The organism is Ancylobacter dichloromethanicus (assembly GCF_018390645.1).
GTDB lineage: Bacteria > Pseudomonadota > Alphaproteobacteria > Rhizobiales > Xanthobacteraceae > Ancylobacter > Ancylobacter dichloromethanicus.
This window is the reverse complement of record NZ_JAHBGC010000031.1, coordinates 1-19,075: the sequence shown is the minus strand read 5'-3', so window position 1 is coordinate 19,075 and position 19,075 is coordinate 1. Positions and strand designations below refer to the sequence as shown.

The following is a 19,075-nucleotide window of genomic DNA, read 5'->3' as shown; positions in this document are numbered from 1 at the left end:
TCGGACCGTCCGCCGCCGACACCACCAGGATCGCGCCGTCCATCTGCGCCGCGCCCGTGATCATGTTCTTCACATAATCCGCGTGGCCAGGGCAGTCGACATGCGCGTAGTGGCGGTTCGACGTCTCGTACTCGACATGCGCCGTCGAGATCGTGATCCCGCGCGCCTTCTCTTCCGGAGCCTTGTCAATCTGGTCGTACGCCGTGAACGTCGCGCCGCCCGATTCCGCAAGAACCTTCGTGATCGCAGCCGTCAACGACGTCTTGCCATGGTCAACATGGCCAATCGTCCCAATGTTGCAGTGAGGCTTCGATCGGTTGAACTTCTCTTTGGCCACGGGGCTCTCCGTCGGTCTTCTTCGATGTTGATACGAATTCGCTTCAGAAATTCAGGCCGACGCTCACGCGTACTTGGCCTGAACCTCCTGAGCGACGTTCGACGGCACCTGCTCGTAGTGGTCGAACTGCATGGTGAAGGTAGCGCGGCCCTGCGAGAAGGACCGGAGCGTATTGACGTAGCCGAACATGTTGGCGAGCGGCACCATCGCGTTCACGACGTTCGCATTGCCACGCATGTCTTGGCCCTGGATCTGGCCGCGGCGGGAGTTGAGGTCGCCGATGACCGAGCCGGTATAGTCTTCCGGGGTCACGACCTCGACCTTCATGATCGGCTCCAGCAGCACCGCGCCGCCCTTCTGCAGGGCTTCGCGGAAGGCCGCACGGGACGCGATCTCGAACGCCAGCGCCGACGAGTCGACTTCGTGATAGGCGCCGTCGACGAGCTCGACCTTGACGTCCACCACCGGGAAGCCGGCCAGCACGCCCGAACCGAGCACGCTCTCCAGACCCTTGTTGACGCCGGGGATGTACTCCTTCGGCACCGCGCCGCCGATGATCTTGCTCTCGAAGGCGAAGCCCTTGCCGACTTCGTTCGGCTCGACCACGAACTTCACCCGGGCGAACTGACCGGTACCGCCGGTCTGCTTCTTGTGGGTGTAGTCGACCTCGGTCTTGCGGGTGATCGTCTCGCGATAGGCCACCTGCGGAGCGCCGATATTGGCGTCGACCTTGTAGGTGCGCTTCAGGATGTCGACCTTGATGTCGAGATGCAGTTCGCCCATGCCCTTGAGGATGGTCTGGCCGCTTTCGAAATCGGTCGACACGCGGAACGACGGATCTTCCGCCGCCAGCTTCGCAAGGGCGAGCCCCAGCTTCTCCTGGTCGGCCTTCGACTTCGGCTCGATCGCGATCTCGATGACCGGCTCGGGGAATTCCATCTTCTCCAGGATCACCGGCTTGGCCGGGTCGCACAGCGTATCGCCGGTGCGCACTTCCTTGAGGCCCGCCAGGGCGACGATGTCGCCGGCATAGGCTTCCTTGATGTCTTCGCGGTTGTTCGCATGCATGAGCAGCATGCGGCCGACGCGCTCCTTCTTGTCACGGGTCGAGTTCAGCAGACCCATGCCCGACTCGAGCTTGCCCGAGTAGATGCGGCAGAAGGTGATGGTGCCGACGAAGGGGTCGTCCATGATCTTGAACGCGAGCACCGACAGCGGGTCGGAATCGCTCGGGTTGCGGACGGTCTCTTCCTCGGTGTCGAAGTCGATGCCCTTGATCGCGCCACGATCGATCGGCGAGGGCAGGAAATCGCACACGGCGTCGAGCAGGGGCTGCACGCCCTTGTTCTTGAACGCCGAGCCGCAGAACACCGGGTTGAACACGCGGCCGATGACGGCCTTGCGGATCAGGCTCTTGAGGGTCGCCTCGTCCGGCTCGACGCCGTCGAGATAGGCCGCGAGCACGTCGTCGTCGAGCTCGACGGCCGCTTCGAGCAGCTTGCCGCGATATTCGACGGCCTGGTCGAGCAGCTCGGCCGGGATCTCCTCGTCGCGAAACTTGGCGCCGAGTTCCTCATTGTCCCACACGACAGCCTTCATGCGGATCAGGTCGATCACGCCCTTGAAGTTGTTCTCGGAACCGATGGGAAGCTGGCAGCAGACCGGCTTGCCGTCGACGCGATCGATGATCATCTCGACGCAGCGGAAGAAGTCGGCGCCGGTCTTGTCCATCTTGTTGACGAACACGATGCGCGGCACGTTGTACTTGTCGGCCTGGCGCCAGACGGTCTCGGTCTGGGGCTCGACGCCCTGGTTGCCGTCGAGCACGCAGACAGCGCCATCCAGCACGCGCAGCGAACGCTCGACTTCGATGGTGAAGTCGACGTGGCCGGGCGTGTCGATGATGTTCAGGCGCTTGCCATGCCAGAAAGCGGTCGTCGCGGCCGACGTGATGGTGATGCCGCGCTCCTGCTCCTGGGTCATCCAGTCCATGGTGGCGGCGCCATCATGGACTTCGCCGATCTTGTGGCTCTTGCCGGTGTAATAGAGGATCCGTTCGGTCGTGGTGGTCTTGCCGGCATCAATGTGGGCCATGATGCCGAAGTTGCGGTAGTCTTCGATAGCATTAATGCGCGACATATCAGATCCTCGTCCCGGCTCTCGTCATCACCAGCGGTAGTGAGAGAAGGCGCGGTTGGCCTCCGCCATGCGGTGCGTGTCTTCACGTTTCTTCACGGCGGTGCCGCGATTGTTCGAGGCGTCGAGCAGTTCGCCCGACAGACGCTCGACCATCGTCTTCTCGTTGCGGGCACGGGCCGCAATGATCAGCCAACGGATCGCGAGAGCCTGACGACGCTCGGGCCGCACTTCGACCGGCACCTGATAGGTGGCGCCACCGACTCGGCGGGAGCGCACCTCGATGGCCGGGCTCACATTGTCGAGCGCCTGGGTGAACACACCCAGCGGCTCCGACTTGGCGCGGTTCTCGACCAGGTCGAGCGCGCCATAGACGATCTGCTCGGCGACCGACTTCTTGCCGTCATACATGACGGCGTTCATGAAGCGGCTCAGCACCTCGCTCCCGAACTTGGGATCCGGGGTGACTTCGCGGCGCTCTGCACGATGACGACGGGACATCGTTCAATCCTCACTTCGGCCGCTTGGCGCCGTACTTCGAACGGCGCTGCTTACGATTCTTGACGCCCTGCGTATCGAGCACGCCGCGCAGGATGTGATAGCGCACGCCGGGAAGATCCTTGACGCGGCCGCCGCGGATCATCACCACGGAGTGTTCCTGCAGGTTGTGCCCCTCGCCGGGGATGTAACCGATGACTTCATAGCCATTGGTCAAACGAACCTTGGCGACCTTACGAAGCGCCGAGTTCGGCTTCTTCGGGGTCGTCGTATAGACGCGGGTGCAAACGCCGCGCTTCTGCGGGCTGGCCTGCAGCGCCGGAACCTTGTTCCGGGCTTTCTGGGCTTCCCGCGGCTTGCGGATCAGCTGGTTGATCGTCGGCACGTGTCTCGCCTTCGTCTCGCTGCGCTAAGGACAGGAATGCCCCGCGCTAACCCAATTTCCGCGGCCACAACCGCATTCTTCGCTCTCGACGGATCGGAACAGTCAGCACATGCCGGCTTGGCTGCGAACGAAAGAAGCGCCGCCGGCCAGATCCTGGCCGAGGGCGCTGTACGTTCAGAGGATCACGCGACAGATGTTTAGGCCGCCATATACGCGATCATGCGCCGGATTTGGTCGTGCGTGCGTCCCGGCAGCGTCTTGAAGTTCTGTGTCCAGACAGGGTGTCCGAACGCGGTAACATCAACCGCCTGCCGTGAAAGTAGGCGCCTTCTACGCGCCGACTCGCCTTTCGTCAACCCTTAACCGCGATATTGCCTGCTCACAGGCCCGTGTGAGGCGTTGCGGACGTTAGATTTCGCCGCGCCCTGCCGCCACGCAACGAATCTTCGTTTCCGAGTTGCCCAACGCGGCCTCCGCCGGCCGCCGGATTCGCGGCTCAGGCGGCGCCCGCCGCCGCAAAGGATTCGCGAATCGCGACAAGTTCATCGCGCAGGCGGAGAAGTTCGTCAATCGGCCGCGCCGAGGCGCAGAGGAGCGCCGCCGGAATGTCACGGGCCTGGTCCTGTAGCGCCCTCCCCGCCTCGGTCAGGCTGACGATGAGCTGGCGCTCATTGTCCGGGTTGCGCATACGCCTTACCAGCCCCATGCCCTCCAGACGCTTCAGCAGCGGCGTCAGCGTCGAGGGGTCAAGGAACATGCGGTCGGCGACCCCCCCCACCGTCTGCTCGCCCTGCTCCCACAGGACCAGCAGCACCAGATATTGCGGGTAGGTCAGGCCGAGCGGCTCCAGCAGCGGCCGGTAGCTGCGCATTACCGCATGGGTGGCGGAATAGAGCGCGAAGCAGAACTGCCCTTCCAGCCTGCGTGAGTCGTCGGGATTCGTGCCTTCCATGTGCCGTTCTCCTGCGCGGCGCCGGGCCCGACCGGCCCGGCAGCGTCACGCTAACAGTTTGCGCGATAATTTTTCACTCGACAACATTTTGAAAGGCGTCTATCCAGTTTTATATCGCGCGCGATTGAGTTCGGCGCTTTCCATCTGCGGCACGTTCCGCCCAGCCAAGGAGGCACATCATGAACGTTCTCTACAGGACCCAGGCGACCGCCACGGGCGGGCGCACCGGCTCGGCGGCGACCGCCGACGGCGCCCTCAAGGTCGACCTTGTGACGCCGAAGGAACTCGGCGGTCCGGGCGGCGCCGGCAACAACCCGGAACAGCTCTTCGCTGCCGGATATGCCGCCTGCTTCCTCGGCGCCATCAAGTTCGCCGCCGGCCAGCAGAAGATAAAGGTTCCGGACGACGCCACGGTCACCGCCGATGTCGGCATCGGCCCGCGCGCCGACGGCAAAGGGTTCGGTCTCGACGTGGCGCTGACCATCGCCCTGCCCGGCATCGGGCGCCCGGTGGCCGAAGACCTCGTCGCCCGCGCCCACATCGTCTGCCCCTATTCGCACGCCACCAAGGGCAATCTCGACGTGCGCCTCGCCGTCGCCTGAACAGGCCGGCGCCGCCGCCTTCAGACAAAAGGGCCGCTCCGTGAGGAGCGGCCCTTCTTTCATTCGCGATGAACTGCTGTGCCGGTCATTCGGCCGCAGCAGGTCCCTCGATCTGACGCGCATTGGCGGCGGCGCCGTCCTGCTCGTTCTGAGCGGTGATCAGCTCGTCGCGGCCTGTCGCGGTCACGCGCAGCTTCGCCATCTGGGCGCCCGTACCCGCCGGGATGAGGCGGCCGACGATGACGTTCTCCTTGAGGCCGGCGAGATCATCGGACTTGCCGTTGACCGCCGCCTCGGTGAGCACCCGGGTCGTCTCCTGGAAGGAGGCGGCCGAGATGAACGAGCGCGTCTGCAGGCTCGCCTTGGTGATGCCGAGCAGCACGGGATGGCCCGACGCGGGCTTCTTGCCCTCGGCGATCAGCACCTCGTTGATCTCGTTCAGCTCCGAGGCGTCGATCTGCTCATTGGTGAGCAGGTCGCTTTCGCCGGCGTCGTCGATCTCGACCTTCTGCAGCATCTGGCGAACGATCACCTCGATGTGCTTGTCGTTGATCAGCACGCCCTGCAGCCGGTAAACCTCCTGGATCTCGTTGACGAGATAGGCGGCGAGTTCCTCGACGCCCTTGATCGCCAGGATGTCGTGCGGCGCCGGGTTGCCGTCGACGATGAAGTCGCCCTTCTCGACGAGGTCGCCATCCTGCAGATGGATGTGCTTGCCCTTCGGGATCAGGTACTCGGCCGTGTCGTCGGTCGAATCCTGCGGCTCAATGCTCACGCGGCGCTTGTTCTTGTAGTCCTTGCCGAACCGGATCGTGCCGGAGATTTCGGCGATGATCGCCGCATCCTTCGGACGACGCGCCTCGAACAGCTCCGCCACGCGCGGCAGGCCGCCCGTGATGTCGCGGGTCTTGGCGGATTCCATCGGCACGCGGGCCAGCACGTCGCCCGCCTTGATGGTGGAACCCGGATCGGCCGACAGGATCGCCTCCACCGGCAGCGTGTAGCGGGCATCGCCGCCGCGCTGCAGCTTCAGCACCTTGCCGTCCGCACCCTTCACCACCAGCGAGGGGCGCAGTTCCGAGCCACGGCCGGTGCGCCAGTCGGTGACGACGCGCTTGGCGATACCGGTCGATTCGTCGACCGTCTCGCTCAGCGAGGCGCCTTCCACCAGATCCTCGTAACCCACGATACCCTCGACCTCGGTGAGGATCGGGCGGGTATAGGGGTCCCACTCGGCGATACGCTGGCCGCGCTTGATCGCGTCGCCCTCATCCACCTTCAGCTTGGCGCCGAACTGGATGCGGTGGGACGCCTTCTCCGAGCCGTCGTGATCGATGATCAGGACGGAAAGGTTGCGGCTCATCGCGATCAGCTCGCCTTCCGAGTTCCGCACCACGTTGCGGTTGCGGATCTTCACCGTGCCCTCGAAAGAGGCCTCGATGAAGGACTGCTCGGAGAGCTGCGCCGCGCCGCCGATGTGGAAGGTGCGCATGGTGAGCTGGGTGCCCGGCTCGCCGATCGACTGCGCCGCGATGACGCCGACCGCCTCGCCCATGTTCACCGGCGTGCCGCGGGCGAGATCGCGCCCGTAGCAGGTGCCGCAGACGCCGTTCTTGGCCTCGCAGGTCAGCACCGAGCGGATCTTGATCTCCTGCACGCCGGCCTTGCCGATACGCTCGACGTCCGCCTCGTCCATCATGTGGCCGGCCGGCACGATCACCTTGCCGGTCGCGCCCTCGATCACGTCCTCGGCCGCGGTGCGGCCCAGAACGCGCGAGCCGAGCGTGGCGACGATGTTGCCCGCGTCGATGATGGCGCGCATGGCGATACCGTTGGTGGTGCCGCAGTCGCGCAACGTGATGATGCTGTCCTGGGCCACGTCGACGAGGCGACGGGTCAGGTAGCCCGAGTTGGCGGTCTTCAGCGCGGTATCGGCCAGACCCTTGCGGGCGCCGTGGGTCGAGTTGAAGTACTCGAGCACGGACAGGCCTTCCTTGAAGTTCGAGATGATCGGCGTCTCGATGATCTCGCCCGAGGGCTTGGCCATCAGGCCGCGCATGGCGGCGAGCTGGCGCATCTGCTCGCGCGAACCGCGCGCGCCGGAATGCGCCATCATGTAGATCGAGTTGATCTGCTTCTCGCGCCCCGTCACCGGGTCCTTCTTCACCGCCGAAATCTCGGCCATCATCTCGTCGGCGAGGCGCGCGGAGCACTTGCCCCAGGCGTCGACGACCTTGTTGTACTTCTCGCCCTGGGTGATCAGGCCGTCATTGTACTGCTGCTCGTACTCCTTGGTGAGCGAGCGGGTCTCCTCGACCATGTCCCACTTCTTGGAGGGCACAACCATGTCGTCCTTGCCGAACGAAATGCCGGCGCGGAAGGCGTTGGAGAAGCCGAGCGTCATGATGCGGTCGCAGAAGATGACCGTCTCCTTCTGACCGCAGTGGCGGTAGACGGTGTCGATCATGTTCGAGATTTCCTTCTTGGTCATCAGCTTGTTGACGACGTCGAAGGGAGTCTTGGCGTTCTTCGGCAGCAGCTCACCGAGCTTCATGCGGCCGGGCGTGGTCTCGTAGATCTTCGAGGCCGGATTGCCGTCCCCGTCCACACCGATATAGCGTCCGCGCACCTTGGTGTGCAGGGTGATGGCCTTGGCCGCCAGCGCGTGGTCGATCTCGCCCATGTTGGAGAAGGCCATGCCTTCGCCCGGCTCGTTCTCCTTCATCATGGTGAGATAATAGAGACCGAGCACGATGTCCTGCGACGGCACGATGATCGGCGCACCGTTGGCGGGATGCAAGATGTTGTTGGTCGACATCATCAGCACGCGCGCTTCGAGCTGCGCCTCGATGGACAGGGGCACGTGCACCGCCATCTGGTCGCCGTCGAAGTCCGCGTTGAAGGCCGAGCAGACCAGCGGGTGAAGCTGGATCGCCTTGCCCTCGATCAGCACCGGCTCGAACGCCTGGATGCCCAGGCGATGCAGCGTCGGGGCACGGTTCAGCATCACCGGATGCTCGCGGATCACCTCGTCGAGGATGTCCCACACCTCGGGACGCTCCTTCTCGACCAGCTTCTTCGCCTGCTTCACCGTCGCGGAAAGCCCCTTGGCGTCGAGACGCGAATAGATGAAGGGCTTGAACAGCTCCAGCGCCATCTTCTTCGGCAGGCCGCACTGGTGCAGCTTCAGCTCGGGACCGACGACGATCACCGAACGGCCGGAATAATCGACGCGCTTGCCGAGCAGGTTCTGGCGGAACCGGCCCTGCTTGCCCTTCAGCATGTCGGCGAGCGACTTCAGCGGGCGCTTGTTGGCGCCCGTGATGACGCGGCCGCGGCGGCCGTTGTCGAACAGCGCATCGACCGCTTCCTGAAGCATGCGCTTCTCGTTGCGGATGATGATGTCCGGCGCCTTCAGCTCGATCAGCCGCTTCAGGCGGTTGTTGCGGTTGATGACGCGGCGGTACAGGTCGTTGAGGTCGGACGTGGCGAAACGGCCGCCGTCGAGCGGGACGAGCGGGCGCAGGTCCGGCGGGATCACCGGGACATGCGTCAGGATCATCCATTCCGGCTTGTTGCCGGATTCCTGGAAGGCCTCGACGATCTTCAGACGCTTGGCGAGCTTCTTCGGCTTCAGCTCGGTGGTCGCCTCGGCGATCTCCTTGCGCAGGTTGCCGGCGATCTTCTCGAGGTCCATGCCGCGCAGGATCTCGCGGATCGCCTCGGCGCCGATCAGGGCGGTGAACGAGTCATCGCCATATTCTTCCTGGGCGCGCAGATAGTCCTCTTCCGAGAGGAGCTGACGCTCCTTCAGCGGCGTGAGGCCCGGCTCGATGACGCAGTAATATTCGAAGTACAGGATGCGCTCGAGGTCCTTGAGCGTCATGTCGAGCAGCAGGCCGATGCGGCTCGGCAGCGACTTCAGGAACCAGATGTGCGCGACCGGGGCGGCCAGTTCGATGTGGCCCATGCGCTCGCGGCGCACGCGCGAGAGGGTGACCTCGACGCCGCACTTCTCGCAGATGATGCCCTTGTACTTCATGCGCTTGTACTTGCCGCACAGGCACTCATAGTCCTTGATGGGACCGAAGATGCGCGCGCAGAACAAGCCGTCACGCTCGGGCTTGAACGTGCGGTAGTTGATCGTCTCCGGCTTCTTGATCTCACCGAAGGACCACGACAGGATCTTCTCCGGACTCGCGATCGAGATTTTGATCTGATCGAAAGTCGGCGCCGGCGCCGCCGGGTTGAAGAGATTCATGACCTCTTGATTCATCGCCGTCTCCTTCGGCTGGACCCCGCCTCCGCCGCCGCGGCTGGTTGGGGTCACGGAAAAGTCTGGTCTGTCGAGCGATCGAAGGGGCGGACGCGACCTGCGCGTCCGCCCTTGTTTCAGTCGGTCATTCGGCCGCTGGCAGGCTCTCGCCCGGGGTCGGCACCGCCGAGAGGGTCTTGGAGTTCATCAGCTCGACGTTGAGGCCGAGCGAACGCATCTCCTTGACGAGAACGTTGAAGCTCTCGGGAATGCCCGCCTCGAAGGTGTCGTCGCCGCGCACGATGGCCTCATAGACCTTGGTACGGCCCGCGACGTCGTCCGACTTGACGGTGAGCATCTCCTGCAGCGTGTAGGCGGCGCCATAGGCCTCCAACGCCCACACCTCCATCTCGCCGAAGCGCTGACCGCCGAACTGCGCCTTGCCGCCCAGCGGCTGCTGGGTGACGAGCGAGTACGGGCCGATCGAGCGTGCATGGATCTTGTCGTCGACAAGGTGATGCAGCTTCAGCATGTAGATGTAGCCGACCGTGACCTTACGGTCGAACTGCTCGCCGGTGCGGCCGTCGAACAGCGTCGACTGCGCCGACTTGTCGAGGCCCGCCAGTTCCAGCATGTGCTCGATATCCGCCTCGCGGGCGCCGTCGAACACCGGGGTGGCGATCGGCACGCCGCGACGCAGGTTCGATCCCAGCTCGACCAGACCATCCTCGTCGAGCGAGTCGATGGTCTCGTCCTTGCCGTAGATCTTGCCGAACGCGTCCTTCAACGGGCCGATGTCCTGGGTCTGCCGGTAGCCCTCGATGGCCCGGTCGATCACCCGGCCAAGGCCCGCGCAGGCCCAGCCCAGATGCGTCTCCAGGATCTGCCCGACATTCATGCGCGAGGGCACGCCGAGCGGGTTGAGCACCATGTCGACCGGGGTGCCGTCCTCAAGGAACGGCATGTCCTCGACCGGGACGATGCGCGAGACCACGCCCTTGTTGCCGTGCCGGCCGGCCATCTTGTCGCCCGGCTGGATCTTGCGCTTCACCGCGATGAAGACCTTGACCATCTTCATCACGCCGGGCGGCAGCTCGTCGCCGCGCTGCAGCTTCTCGACCTTGTCGAGGAAGCGCTGCTCGAGGCGCTTCTTCGACTCGTCGTACTGGTTGCGGATCGCCTCCAGCTCACCCATCAGATGGTCGTCGGCGACCGCGAACTGCCACCACTGGCTGCGCGGGTACTCGGTCAGCACGGAACGGCTGAGCGCCGTGTCCTTCTTGAACCCCTTCGGGCCGGCGACCCCGGTCTTGCCGTCGAGCATCTCGGCGAGACGCCCGAAGACGTTGCGGTCGAGGATGGCCTGCTCGTCGTCGCGGTCCTTGGCGAGGCGTTCGATCTCCTCGCGCTCGATCGCCTGGGCGCGCTCGTCCTTGTCGACGCCGTGGCGGTTGAACACGCGCACTTCGACGATGGTGCCGGTGACGCCCGGGGGAACGCGCAGCGAGGTGTCGCGCACGTCCGCCGCCTTCTCGCCGAAGATGGCGCGAAGCAGCTTCTCTTCCGGGGTCATCGGGCTCTCGCCCTTGGGCGTGATCTTGCCGCAGAGGATGTCGCCCGCCTGCACTTCGGCGCCGATATAGACGATGCCGGCCTCGTCGAGGTTCTTCAGCGCCTCTTCCGACACGTTCGGAATGTCGCGCGTGATCTCCTCCGGCCCCAGCTTGGTGTCACGGGCCATCACCTCGAACTCCTCGATGTGGATCGAGGAGAAGACGTCACCCTTGGAGATGTTCTCCGACAGCAGGATCGAGTCTTCGAAGTTGTAGCCGTTCCAGGGCATGAAGGCGACGAGGATGTTCCGGCCGAGCGCCAGGTCGCCGAGATCGGTCGAGGGACCGTCGGCGATGATGTCGCCCTTGCGCACGCGGTCGCCCACCCGCACCAGCGGACGCTGGTTGATGCAGGTCGACTGGTTGGAGCGCTGGAACTTCTGCAGCCGGTAGATGTCGACGCCCGACTTCGACGGATCGTTCTCCTCCGTCGCGCGGATGACGATACGGGTCGCATCGACCTGATCGACCATGCCGGTACGGCGGGCGCCGATGGCGGCGCCCGAGTCGCGGGCGACCACCGATTCCATGCCCGTGCCCACGAAGGGCGCGTCGGCGCGCACCAGCGGCACCGCCTGGCGCTGCATGTTGGAGCCCATCAGCGCGCGGTTGGCGTCGTCGTTCTCCAGGAACGGGATCAGCGCCGCGGCGACCGAGACCAACTGCTTGGGCGACACGTCCATGAAGTCGACGCGGTCCGGGGTGACGAGGAGCACGTCGCCGGCGTGACGGCAGACGATCAGGTCCTCGACGAAGCGGCCTTCCGCGTCGAGCGGGATATTGGCCTGCGCGACGTAGTACTTCCCCTCCTCCATGGCGGAGAGATAGACCACCTCGTCCTGCACCTGGCTGTCCTTCACGCGGCGATAGGGCGCCTCGATGAAGCCGTACTTGTTCACGCGGGCGAAGGTCGCCAGCGAGTTGATCAGGCCGATATTCGGGCCTTCCGGCGTCTCGATCGGGCAGATGCGGCCGTAATGCGTCGGGTGCACGTCGCGCACCTCGAAGCCGGCGCGCTCGCGCGTCAGACCGCCCGGGCCAAGCGCCGAGAGGCGGCGCTTGTGGGTGATCTCGGACAGCGGGTTGGTCTGGTCCATGAACTGCGAGAGCTGCGACGAGCCGAAGAACTCACGCACCGCCGCCGCCACCGGCTTGGCGTTGATCAGGTCCTGCGGCATCACGGTGTCGATGTCGACGGACGACATCCGCTCCTTGATGGCGCGCTCCATGCGCAGCAGGCCGACGCGGTACTGGTTCTCCATCAGCTCGCCGACCGAGCGGACGCGGCGGTTGCCGAGGTGATCGATGTCGTCGATCTCGCCCTTGCCGTCGCGCAGCTGGACCAGCGTCTGGATGACCGCGAGGATGTCCTCGCGGCGCAGCACCCGCACCGTGTCCTCGGCGTCGAGGTCGAGGCGCATGTTCATCTTCACGCGGCCGACCGCGGACAGGTCGTAGCGCTCGCTGTCGAAGAACAGCGAGTGGAACATGGCCTGCGCGGAATCGAGCGTCGGCGGCTCGCCGGGGCGCATCACGCGGTAGATGTCGAACAGCGCGTCCTCGCGGGTCACGTTCTTGTCGACGCTGAGCGTGTTGCGGATGTAGGCGCCCACATTGACGTGGTCGATGTCGAGGATCGGCACCTCGTCGTAGCCAAGCTCGACAAGCTGCTTCAGCATCTTCTCGGTGACTTCCTCACCGGCCTCGACATAGATCTCGCCCGAAGTCGGGTTGACGATGTCCTCGGCCACGTACTGGCCGACCATCTCCTCGTCGGAGATCTTGAGCGCCTTGAGGCCCTTCTCGGCGAGCTGACGGGCCTGACGTACCGTCACCTTCTTGCCGGCCTCGATCACGACTTCGCCGGTGTCGGCGTCGACGAGGTCGGACACGGCCTTGTAGCCCTTCATCCGCTTGGGATCGAACGGCATGCGCCAGCCATCGGTCGTGCGGGCGAAGGTGATGGTGTCGTAGAAGGTGTTGAGGATCTCCTCGCCGGCGAGGCCGAGCGCGAAGAGCAGGCTCGTCACCGGAATCTTCCGGCGCCGGTCGATGCGCGCATACACGATGTCCTTGGCGTCGAACTCGATGTCGAGCCAGGAACCGCGATACGGGATGATGCGCGCGGCAAACAGCAGCTTGCCCGAGGAGTGCGTCTTGCCCTTGTCGTGGTCGAAGAACACGCCCGGCGAACGGTGCATCTGGGACACGATGACGCGTTCGGTGCCGTTCACGATGAACGTGCCGTTCATGGTCATCAGCGGGATGTCGCCCATGTAGACATCCTGCTCCTTGATGTCCTTGACGGACTTGGAGCCGGTATCGGGATCGACATCGAACACGATCAGACGCAGCGTGACCTTCAGCGGCGCGGCGAAGGTCATGCCGCGCTGGCGGCACTCGTCAACGTCGTATTTCGGCAGTTCGAACTCGTAGCGGACGAATTCGAGCATGGCAGCGCCCGAAAAGTCCGAGATCGGGAAAACCGACTTGAAAACCGCCTGAATGCCGTCGTCAGCGCGACCGCCCTTCGGCTCAACGATCTGCAGGAACTGGTCATAGGATGCCTTCTGAACCTCGATGAGGTTCGGCATCTCAGCCACTTCCTGGATCTTGCCGAAAAACTTGCGGACCCGCTTACGACCGGTGAACGTCTGCGCCATGTCGCTCCTCGCTCCGTCCGAGTATCCGTCAGCGCCTTCCACGATCCCGGCGGGAGGGCCGGGTGGCCATCCGTGGAGGCTTATGATCACGGAACAATCCGACGAGGATGAGGCACTTGGCGCCTCGCCCTCAGACCGTTCCGCAACCGACGGCTCGCCTGATGATCCGATCCCGGGATCGTCAGGGAAGCCGTCGGGCTTCCTTAATGCACGCCCCCCGGACACGCCGAAGGCAGAGGCCGCCGGCGAACCGGCGGCCTCCGATAGTCAGATGCTCACTTGAGCTCGACCTTGGCGCCGGCCTTCTCGATCTGCGCCTTGATCTTTTCGGCTTCGTCCTTGGTCACGCCTTCCTTGACAGCCTTGGGGGCCGCCTCGACGAGATCCTTGGCTTCCTTGAGGCCCAGGCCGGTGATGGCGCGGACTTCCTTGATGACCTCGATCTTCTTATCGCCGGCCGCGGCCAGGATAACGGTGAACTCGGTCTGCTCTTCAACGGCGGCAGCGGCAGCGGCCGGGGCAGCGGCGACAGCCACGGCGGCGGCAGCGGAAACGCCCCACTTCTCTTCGAGGAGCTTCGCGAGCTCGGCAGCCTCGAGAACGGTCAGGGAGGACAGCTCGTCAACGAGCTTCGACAGATCAGCCATTTTACTTAAGTCCTTGGATTTCGGTTCGAACCAGTATTACCGGGAAGCCTCACGCGGCTTCGTTCTCTCGGGCATAGGCCGCGAACACACGGGCGAGCTTTGCCGCCGGCGCGGTGCTGAGCTGGGCGATCTTGGTCGCCGGGGCCTGAATAAGGCCGACCAGCTTCGCACGCAGTTCATCAAGGGACGGCATGGTGGCCAGAGCCTTCACACCATCCACATTCAGGGCCGTCGTGCCGAACGCTCCGCCGAGGATGACGAACTTGTCGTTCGTCTTGGCGAAGTCGACGGCAACCTTCGGGGCCGCAACAGGATCGCTCGAATAAGCGATAATGGTCGGACCCTTCAGCAGGGCCGCGACATGAGCGACGTCCGAACCTTCGAGAGCGATCTTGGCGAGGCGGTTCTTCGCCACCTTCACGGTCGCACCATTCGCCTTCATCTGGCGGCGCAGGGCCGACAGCTGGGCGACGGTGAGGCCGGAATAGTGGGCCACGACGACAACCGAGGTGGTGTTGAACACCTCGGTGAGCGACGTGACGAGCTCTTCTTTTTGTGCTCGATCCACTTCACTTGCTCTCCGGTGGCGAGGAAGAATGCCTTCCCCGCCGGGTTTGCGCCTTGCCGCCCCTCCTTCCGGAGAGACGACGGTTAGAATCCTGTCCCCTGGGACCGAAAACCGGCCAAGGCGCTGGTTCGAGCCGAAAGCCAGGACCCGGTCGCCCGGAACCCTTCTTCGGTCGTACCCCGTCTATGCTGGCCCCGGAGCGGGATTAAGCCACCTCAGCGAGATGGCACCGGCAGTCTCGGACAGGACTTAAAGCCGGCAAGGCGAACCTTGCCGGCCTCTCCGCTCGATTTTACGCGAGCGAAAGCTGAAATTGCATCGGTTCGCGACCGACTCGTCGTCGGCAACGAAACCGCCCATATAGTGGGTCGCTTGGGATTTGTCACCCCTGATAGCACCAAGGGCTTGACAAATCCACACCGTCGCGATCACGGGGCCGCGACCGGCCCCGTGCCACATGCCAGTCGAACGCCCGCTCAGCCGACCACCAGGACGGTGCCCGGCTCGACCTTCAGGCCGGGGCCCATGGTCGAGGAGACGGCGACGCGCTGGACATAGGTGCCCTTGGCGCCGGTCGGCTTGGCCTTGACCACGGCGTCGACAAAGGCACGGATGTTCTCGGCCAGCTTGTCGACCGGGAACGAGGCCTTGCCAATGCCGCCATGGATGATGCCGGCCTTCTCGACGCGGAACTCGACCGCGCCGCCCTTGGCCGCCTCGACGGCGCCCTTCACGTCCATGGTGACGGTGCCGACCTTCGGGTTCGGCATCAGGCCGCGCGGGCCGAGCACCTTGCCGAGACGGCCGACCAGCGGCATCAGGTCCGGGGTGGCGATGCAGCGATCGAACTCGATCGTGCCGCCCTGGATGGTCTCGAGCAGGTCCTCGGCGCCGACGATGTCGGCACCCGCCGCCTTGGCTTCGTCAGCCTTGGCGCCGCGCGCGAACACGGCGACGCGGACGGTGCGGCCTGAACCGTTCGGCAGGTTGCACACGCCGCGCACCATCTGGTCGGCGTGACGCGGGTCGACGCCAAGGTTCAGCGCCACCTCAATGGTCTCGTCGAACTTGGCGTTGGCGCGGTCCTTGAGCAGCTGCAGCGCCTCGTCGAGGCCGTACAGCTTCACCGGATCAATGCCCTCGCGGACGGAGCGAACACGCTTGGAAATCTTGGCCATCAGCTCAACCCACCACTTCGAGGCCCATGGAACGGGCGGAGCCCTCGATCATGCGGACCGCCGATTCGACGGTTTCGCAGTTGAGGTCCTTCATCTTCTTCTCGGCGATCTCGCGCATCTGGTCCTGCGAGATCTTGCCGACGAAGCTGCCCTTGCCCGGGGTCTTGGAACCGGAGCCGGGCTTCTTCTTGGTTTCGAGGCCGGCGGCCTTCTTCAGGAAGTAGGAGACCGGCGGGGTCTTGAGCTCGAAGGTGAAGGAGCGGTCCTGATAGGCGGTGATCACCACCGGGATCGGCATGCCCTTTTCGAGCTGGCCGGTCTGGGCGTTGAACGCCTTGCAGAATTCCATGATGTTGAGGCCGCGCTGACCGAGCGCCGGGCCGATCGGCGGCGCGGGGTTGGCCGAGCCGGCCGGCACCTGCAACTTGATGTAGCCGGTGATCTTTTTCGCCATGACGAACTCCTCGGCGACGCGACTGCCAGTCGCAAACGCCAAAGCACGCCGTCGCGACGGCTTCATCGCGGGCGGCGTAAATGGAGGGTCGCGGTAGCGGCACGTTATGATGCTGGCTGGCGAACCGGCCGTGCCTCCCGCGTATGAGTGCGCCCTCGGAACTGAACTCCGCCGACGCAACGGTCCCCATACACCAAGCCGCGCGCCAAGGCAACCGGCGAACGCCGTCGGCGCCGCCTCCCCACCGTCGCTGGCGTCAGGCCGCCGAAGAGAGCACGCGCCCGTTGCGGTGCGCCTCGCGGGCAAGGATCGCGTCGGCATCGAGGCTGCGGATCGGCGTGCCCAGGTCGCGCGGCACGTCGCCCTCCAGCTGCAGCGCGAGGTAGCGCCCGCAGCACACCCGCAGGAAAGAGGCGAAGTTCTCGACCCCGCCATGGGCGAAGGTCAATTCCTCATGCAGCCGGGCGAGCAGTTGCGTCAGGCTCATGCCGTCGCGCTGGGCGATTTCCTCCAGCACCTGCCAATAGAGGTTCTCCAGCCGGACGCTGGTGGAGAAGCCGTTCAGGCGAACCGATTTGAGCCGCGTCTGCCACAGCGCCGGATCGGCCTCGATGAAGAGCTTGCACATGGCGTGCCTCCCTCGGTGGCGGCGTTCTTCCCCGCCACCGCATCATAGTCCGCTTGCGCCCGGACGCGAAGCCGCCTCACGCCGCCTTGCGCGCGCCGATAGTCACCTCGCCATGAGCGATGGTGGTGCCGAGCACTGTGAGAAACTGGGCGATCCAGGCCGGATGCGCCGGCCAGGCCGGGGCGCTCACCAGATTGCCGTCGGTCACCGCCGCGTCGATGGCGATGTCGGCATAGGTGCCGCCGGCGAGTTCCACCTCGGCGCGGCAGGCCGGATAGGCCGAGCAGGTGCGCCCCTCCAGCACCCGCGCGCCGGCCAGAATCTGCGCGCCGTGGCAGATCGCGGCGACCGGCTTGTCGGCCTCGAAGAAGTGCCGCACCATCTCGATGGCACGGTCGTTCATGCGCAGATATTCCGGCGCCCGGCCGCCGGGAATCACCAGCGCGTCGTAGCGCGCCGGGTCGACCTCGGCGAAGGTGGCATTGAGCGCGAAATTGTGGCCGCGCTTCTCCGAATAGGTCTGGTGCCCCTCGAAGTCGTGGATCGCGGTGGCCACGCTGTCGCCGGCCTTCTTGTCCGGGCAGACCGCATGCACGGTGTGCCCCACCGCCAGCAGTGCCTGGAACGGCACCATGGTCTCGTAGTCCTCGACGAAATCGCCGACGATCATCAGAATGCGTTTGCCAGCCATGTCTTCCTCCCTTGCTGCGCCGCCGTCCGCGTGGGCGCGGCGGCAGGACTTGGAAGGAAGGATAGGCCGCCGGCGCGGGGCGAGGGTGTTAACCCGTTAACGCGGGAGCGTTGACCGTTAACGCGGCCGCCGACGAAAAAGGGCGCCGCCGCGGCCGCGCCCTCGAAACCGTACGGAAAATGCCGGCGTCAGACCTTCTCGACCTGGCTGAATTCCAGCTCGACCGGCGTGGCGCGGCCGAAGATCGACACAGCGACCTTGAGGCGGGAGCGGCCCTCGTCGACTTCCTCAACGACGCCGTTGAACGAGGCGAAGGGACCGTCCGACACCTTGACCGTCTCGCCCACCTCGAAGGTGATCGACGGCTTGGGGCGCTCGATGCCTTCCTGCACCTGCTGAAGGATGCGCATGGCCTCCTTCTCGGCGATCGGCATCGGCTTGTTGTCGGCACCGAGGAAACCGGTGACCTTCGGCGTGTTCTTGATCAGGTGGAAGGCTTCGTCGGTGAGGTCCATCTTCACCAGCACATAGCCGGGGAAGAATTTGCGCTCGGCGTCGACCTTGCGGCCACGGCGCACCTCGACGACCTTCTCGGTCGGCACCAGGACCTGCTCGAACAGATCAGTGAGGCCGCGCTGCGCCGCCTGTTCCTTGATCGAGTCCGCGACCTTCTTCTCGAAATTCGAATAGGCGTGGACGATGTACCAGCGCATCGGCATCGCGTCTCTCCTCACCGGCCGATCTGCAGGATCTGAGCGATGACGAAGCTCAGAACCTGGTCGGCGACCAGAAAGAACAGCGAGGCCAGCACCACCATGACGAAGACCATCGCGGTGGTGATCAGCGTCTCGCGACGGGTCGGCCAGGTGACCTTGCGGGCTTCCGCGCGGACCTGCTGAAAGAACTCGACCGGGTTCGTCTTCGCCATGCTCGTCTCGAAACGCCTCTGATGCGGCCCGCGCCGGTATCGGCTGATAGCGACGCGCCGCCTGCAGGGTTCCGCCGCGCTGCGCCTTATCGGCACCTGCGCGGCACAACCGTCTAAATGCACGAAGCGGGCGTATAGCCCGCAAAGCCGCCTCGCGTCAAAGGACCTTTGCCGCCTTGCCTGCCACCCGTCCGGAAGGGTGGCAGGAGTGGAGGGACTCGAACCCCCAACCCCCGGTTTTGGAGACCGGTGCTCTAACCAGTTGAGCTACACTCCTAGAAGAGACGGGCGGGGCTTTGCCCCAGGTCGCCCGCCTCTCGAATCGCGAGGCACTATAACCGGCGGCACGCCCACGTCGAGAGGCCGGTACGCCGGTATCAACAGTTCGGCACGAGAAGAAAACCCAGGTGCCGGAACGGGATGCGCCGGAGCGCATCCCGGATCATCACTCGATGATGGCGGCGACGACGCCGGCGCCGACGGTGCGGCCGCCCTCGCGGATGGCGAAGCGCAGCTTGTCTTCCATCGCGATCGGCACGA

The 19,075-nt window shown here is 64.9% G+C and carries 17 protein-coding genes and 1 tRNA gene; 1 reads left to right on the top strand and 17 read right to left on the bottom strand.

The features are described 5' to 3' along the window. The 5 genes from KHC23_RS15800 to KHC23_RS15780 all read right to left on the bottom strand — a co-directional run. A partial coding sequence (locus KHC23_RS15800; protein WP_213373319.1) for a GTP-binding protein occupies positions 1 to 337 on the bottom strand: 337 nt, incomplete at its 3' end. A gap of 63 nt (positions 338 to 400) precedes the next feature. Then, a complete protein-coding gene (gene fusA / locus KHC23_RS15795) occupies positions 401 to 2,476 on the bottom strand; it encodes an elongation factor G (RefSeq protein WP_213373627.1) in 2,076 nt (691 codons plus the stop codon). A 27-nt stretch (positions 2,477 to 2,503) separates the two neighbouring features. Next, entirely contained in the window at positions 2,504 to 2,974 is a 471-nt protein-coding gene (rpsG, locus tag KHC23_RS15790; protein ID WP_018390598.1) for a 30S ribosomal protein S7, read from the bottom strand. A gap of 10 nt (positions 2,975 to 2,984) precedes the next feature. Beyond that, positions 2,985 to 3,356 (bottom strand): 30S ribosomal protein S12, encoded by a 372-nt coding sequence (rpsL, locus tag KHC23_RS15785; RefSeq protein ID WP_018390597.1) that lies wholly within the window; start codon positions 3,354 to 3,356, stop codon positions 2,985 to 2,987. A gap of 496 nt (positions 3,357 to 3,852) precedes the next feature. Further along, positions 3,853 to 4,308 carry a MarR family winged helix-turn-helix transcriptional regulator gene (locus KHC23_RS15780; protein WP_213373626.1) on the bottom strand — a complete coding sequence of 152 codons (456 nt, stop codon included), beginning with the start codon at positions 4,306 to 4,308 and terminating at the stop codon, positions 3,853 to 3,855. A gap of 179 nt (positions 4,309 to 4,487) precedes the next feature. On the opposite strand from KHC23_RS15780, the gene KHC23_RS15775 reads away from it, so the two are divergent. Beyond that, on the top strand, positions 4,488 to 4,910 hold the full coding sequence (locus KHC23_RS15775) for an organic hydroperoxide resistance protein (RefSeq protein ID WP_213373625.1): 423 nt from the start codon (positions 4,488 to 4,490) through the stop codon (positions 4,908 to 4,910). Positions 4,911 to 4,995: 85 nt separating this feature from the next. On the opposite strand, the gene rpoC is transcribed toward KHC23_RS15775, so the two are convergent. The 12 genes from rpoC to KHC23_RS15715 all read right to left on the bottom strand — a co-directional run. Further along, positions 4,996 to 9,186 (bottom strand): DNA-directed RNA polymerase subunit beta', encoded by a 4,191-nt coding sequence (rpoC, locus tag KHC23_RS15770; protein ID WP_213373624.1) that lies wholly within the window; start codon positions 9,184 to 9,186, stop codon positions 4,996 to 4,998. A gap of 124 nt (positions 9,187 to 9,310) precedes the next feature. Beyond that, positions 9,311 to 13,441 (bottom strand): DNA-directed RNA polymerase subunit beta, encoded by a 4,131-nt coding sequence (gene rpoB / locus KHC23_RS15765; protein WP_213373623.1) that lies wholly within the window; start codon positions 13,439 to 13,441, stop codon positions 9,311 to 9,313. Between the two features lie 275 nt (positions 13,442 to 13,716). Next, positions 13,717 to 14,088 (bottom strand): 50S ribosomal protein L7/L12, encoded by a 372-nt coding sequence (rplL, locus tag KHC23_RS15760; RefSeq protein ID WP_213373622.1) that lies wholly within the window; start codon positions 14,086 to 14,088, stop codon positions 13,717 to 13,719. A 49-nt stretch (positions 14,089 to 14,137) separates the two neighbouring features. After that, positions 14,138 to 14,656 (bottom strand): 50S ribosomal protein L10, encoded by a 519-nt coding sequence (gene rplJ / locus KHC23_RS15755; protein WP_213373621.1) that lies wholly within the window; start codon positions 14,654 to 14,656, stop codon positions 14,138 to 14,140. Positions 14,657 to 15,132: 476 nt separating this feature from the next. Continuing rightward, entirely contained in the window at positions 15,133 to 15,834 is a 702-nt protein-coding gene (gene rplA / locus KHC23_RS15750) for a 50S ribosomal protein L1 (RefSeq protein WP_213373620.1), read from the bottom strand. A gap of 4 nt (positions 15,835 to 15,838) precedes the next feature. Beyond that, entirely contained in the window at positions 15,839 to 16,288 is a 450-nt protein-coding gene (rplK, locus tag KHC23_RS15745) for a 50S ribosomal protein L11 (protein WP_213373619.1), read from the bottom strand. A gap of 256 nt (positions 16,289 to 16,544) precedes the next feature. Continuing rightward, complete coding sequence (locus tag KHC23_RS15740) at positions 16,545 to 16,916, bottom strand: ribbon-helix-helix domain-containing protein (protein ID WP_213373618.1); 372 nt, start codon at positions 16,914 to 16,916, stop codon at positions 16,545 to 16,547. A gap of 76 nt (positions 16,917 to 16,992) precedes the next feature. Further along, the gene (locus KHC23_RS15735; protein WP_213373617.1) at positions 16,993 to 17,607 is read right to left on the bottom strand and encodes a DJ-1/PfpI family protein; all 615 of its coding nucleotides are present in this window, start codon (positions 17,605 to 17,607) and stop codon (positions 16,993 to 16,995) included. A 188-nt stretch (positions 17,608 to 17,795) separates the two neighbouring features. Then, the gene (gene nusG / locus KHC23_RS15730) at positions 17,796 to 18,326 is read right to left on the bottom strand and encodes a transcription termination/antitermination protein NusG (RefSeq protein WP_213373616.1); all 531 of its coding nucleotides are present in this window, start codon (positions 18,324 to 18,326) and stop codon (positions 17,796 to 17,798) included. Positions 18,327 to 18,337: 11 nt separating this feature from the next. After that, positions 18,338 to 18,535: a preprotein translocase subunit SecE gene (gene secE / locus KHC23_RS15725; RefSeq protein WP_213373615.1), complete on the bottom strand. Its 198-nt coding sequence runs from the start codon at positions 18,533 to 18,535 to the stop codon at positions 18,338 to 18,340. 200 nt (positions 18,536 to 18,735) lie between these two features. Further along, positions 18,736 to 18,812, bottom strand: a tRNA-Trp gene (locus KHC23_RS15720). Positions 18,813 to 18,980: 168 nt separating this feature from the next. Further along, positions 18,981 to 19,075 (bottom strand): EF-Tu C-terminal domain-related protein (locus KHC23_RS15715; protein WP_484771496.1); only part of this gene is annotated, 95 nt, incomplete at its 5' end.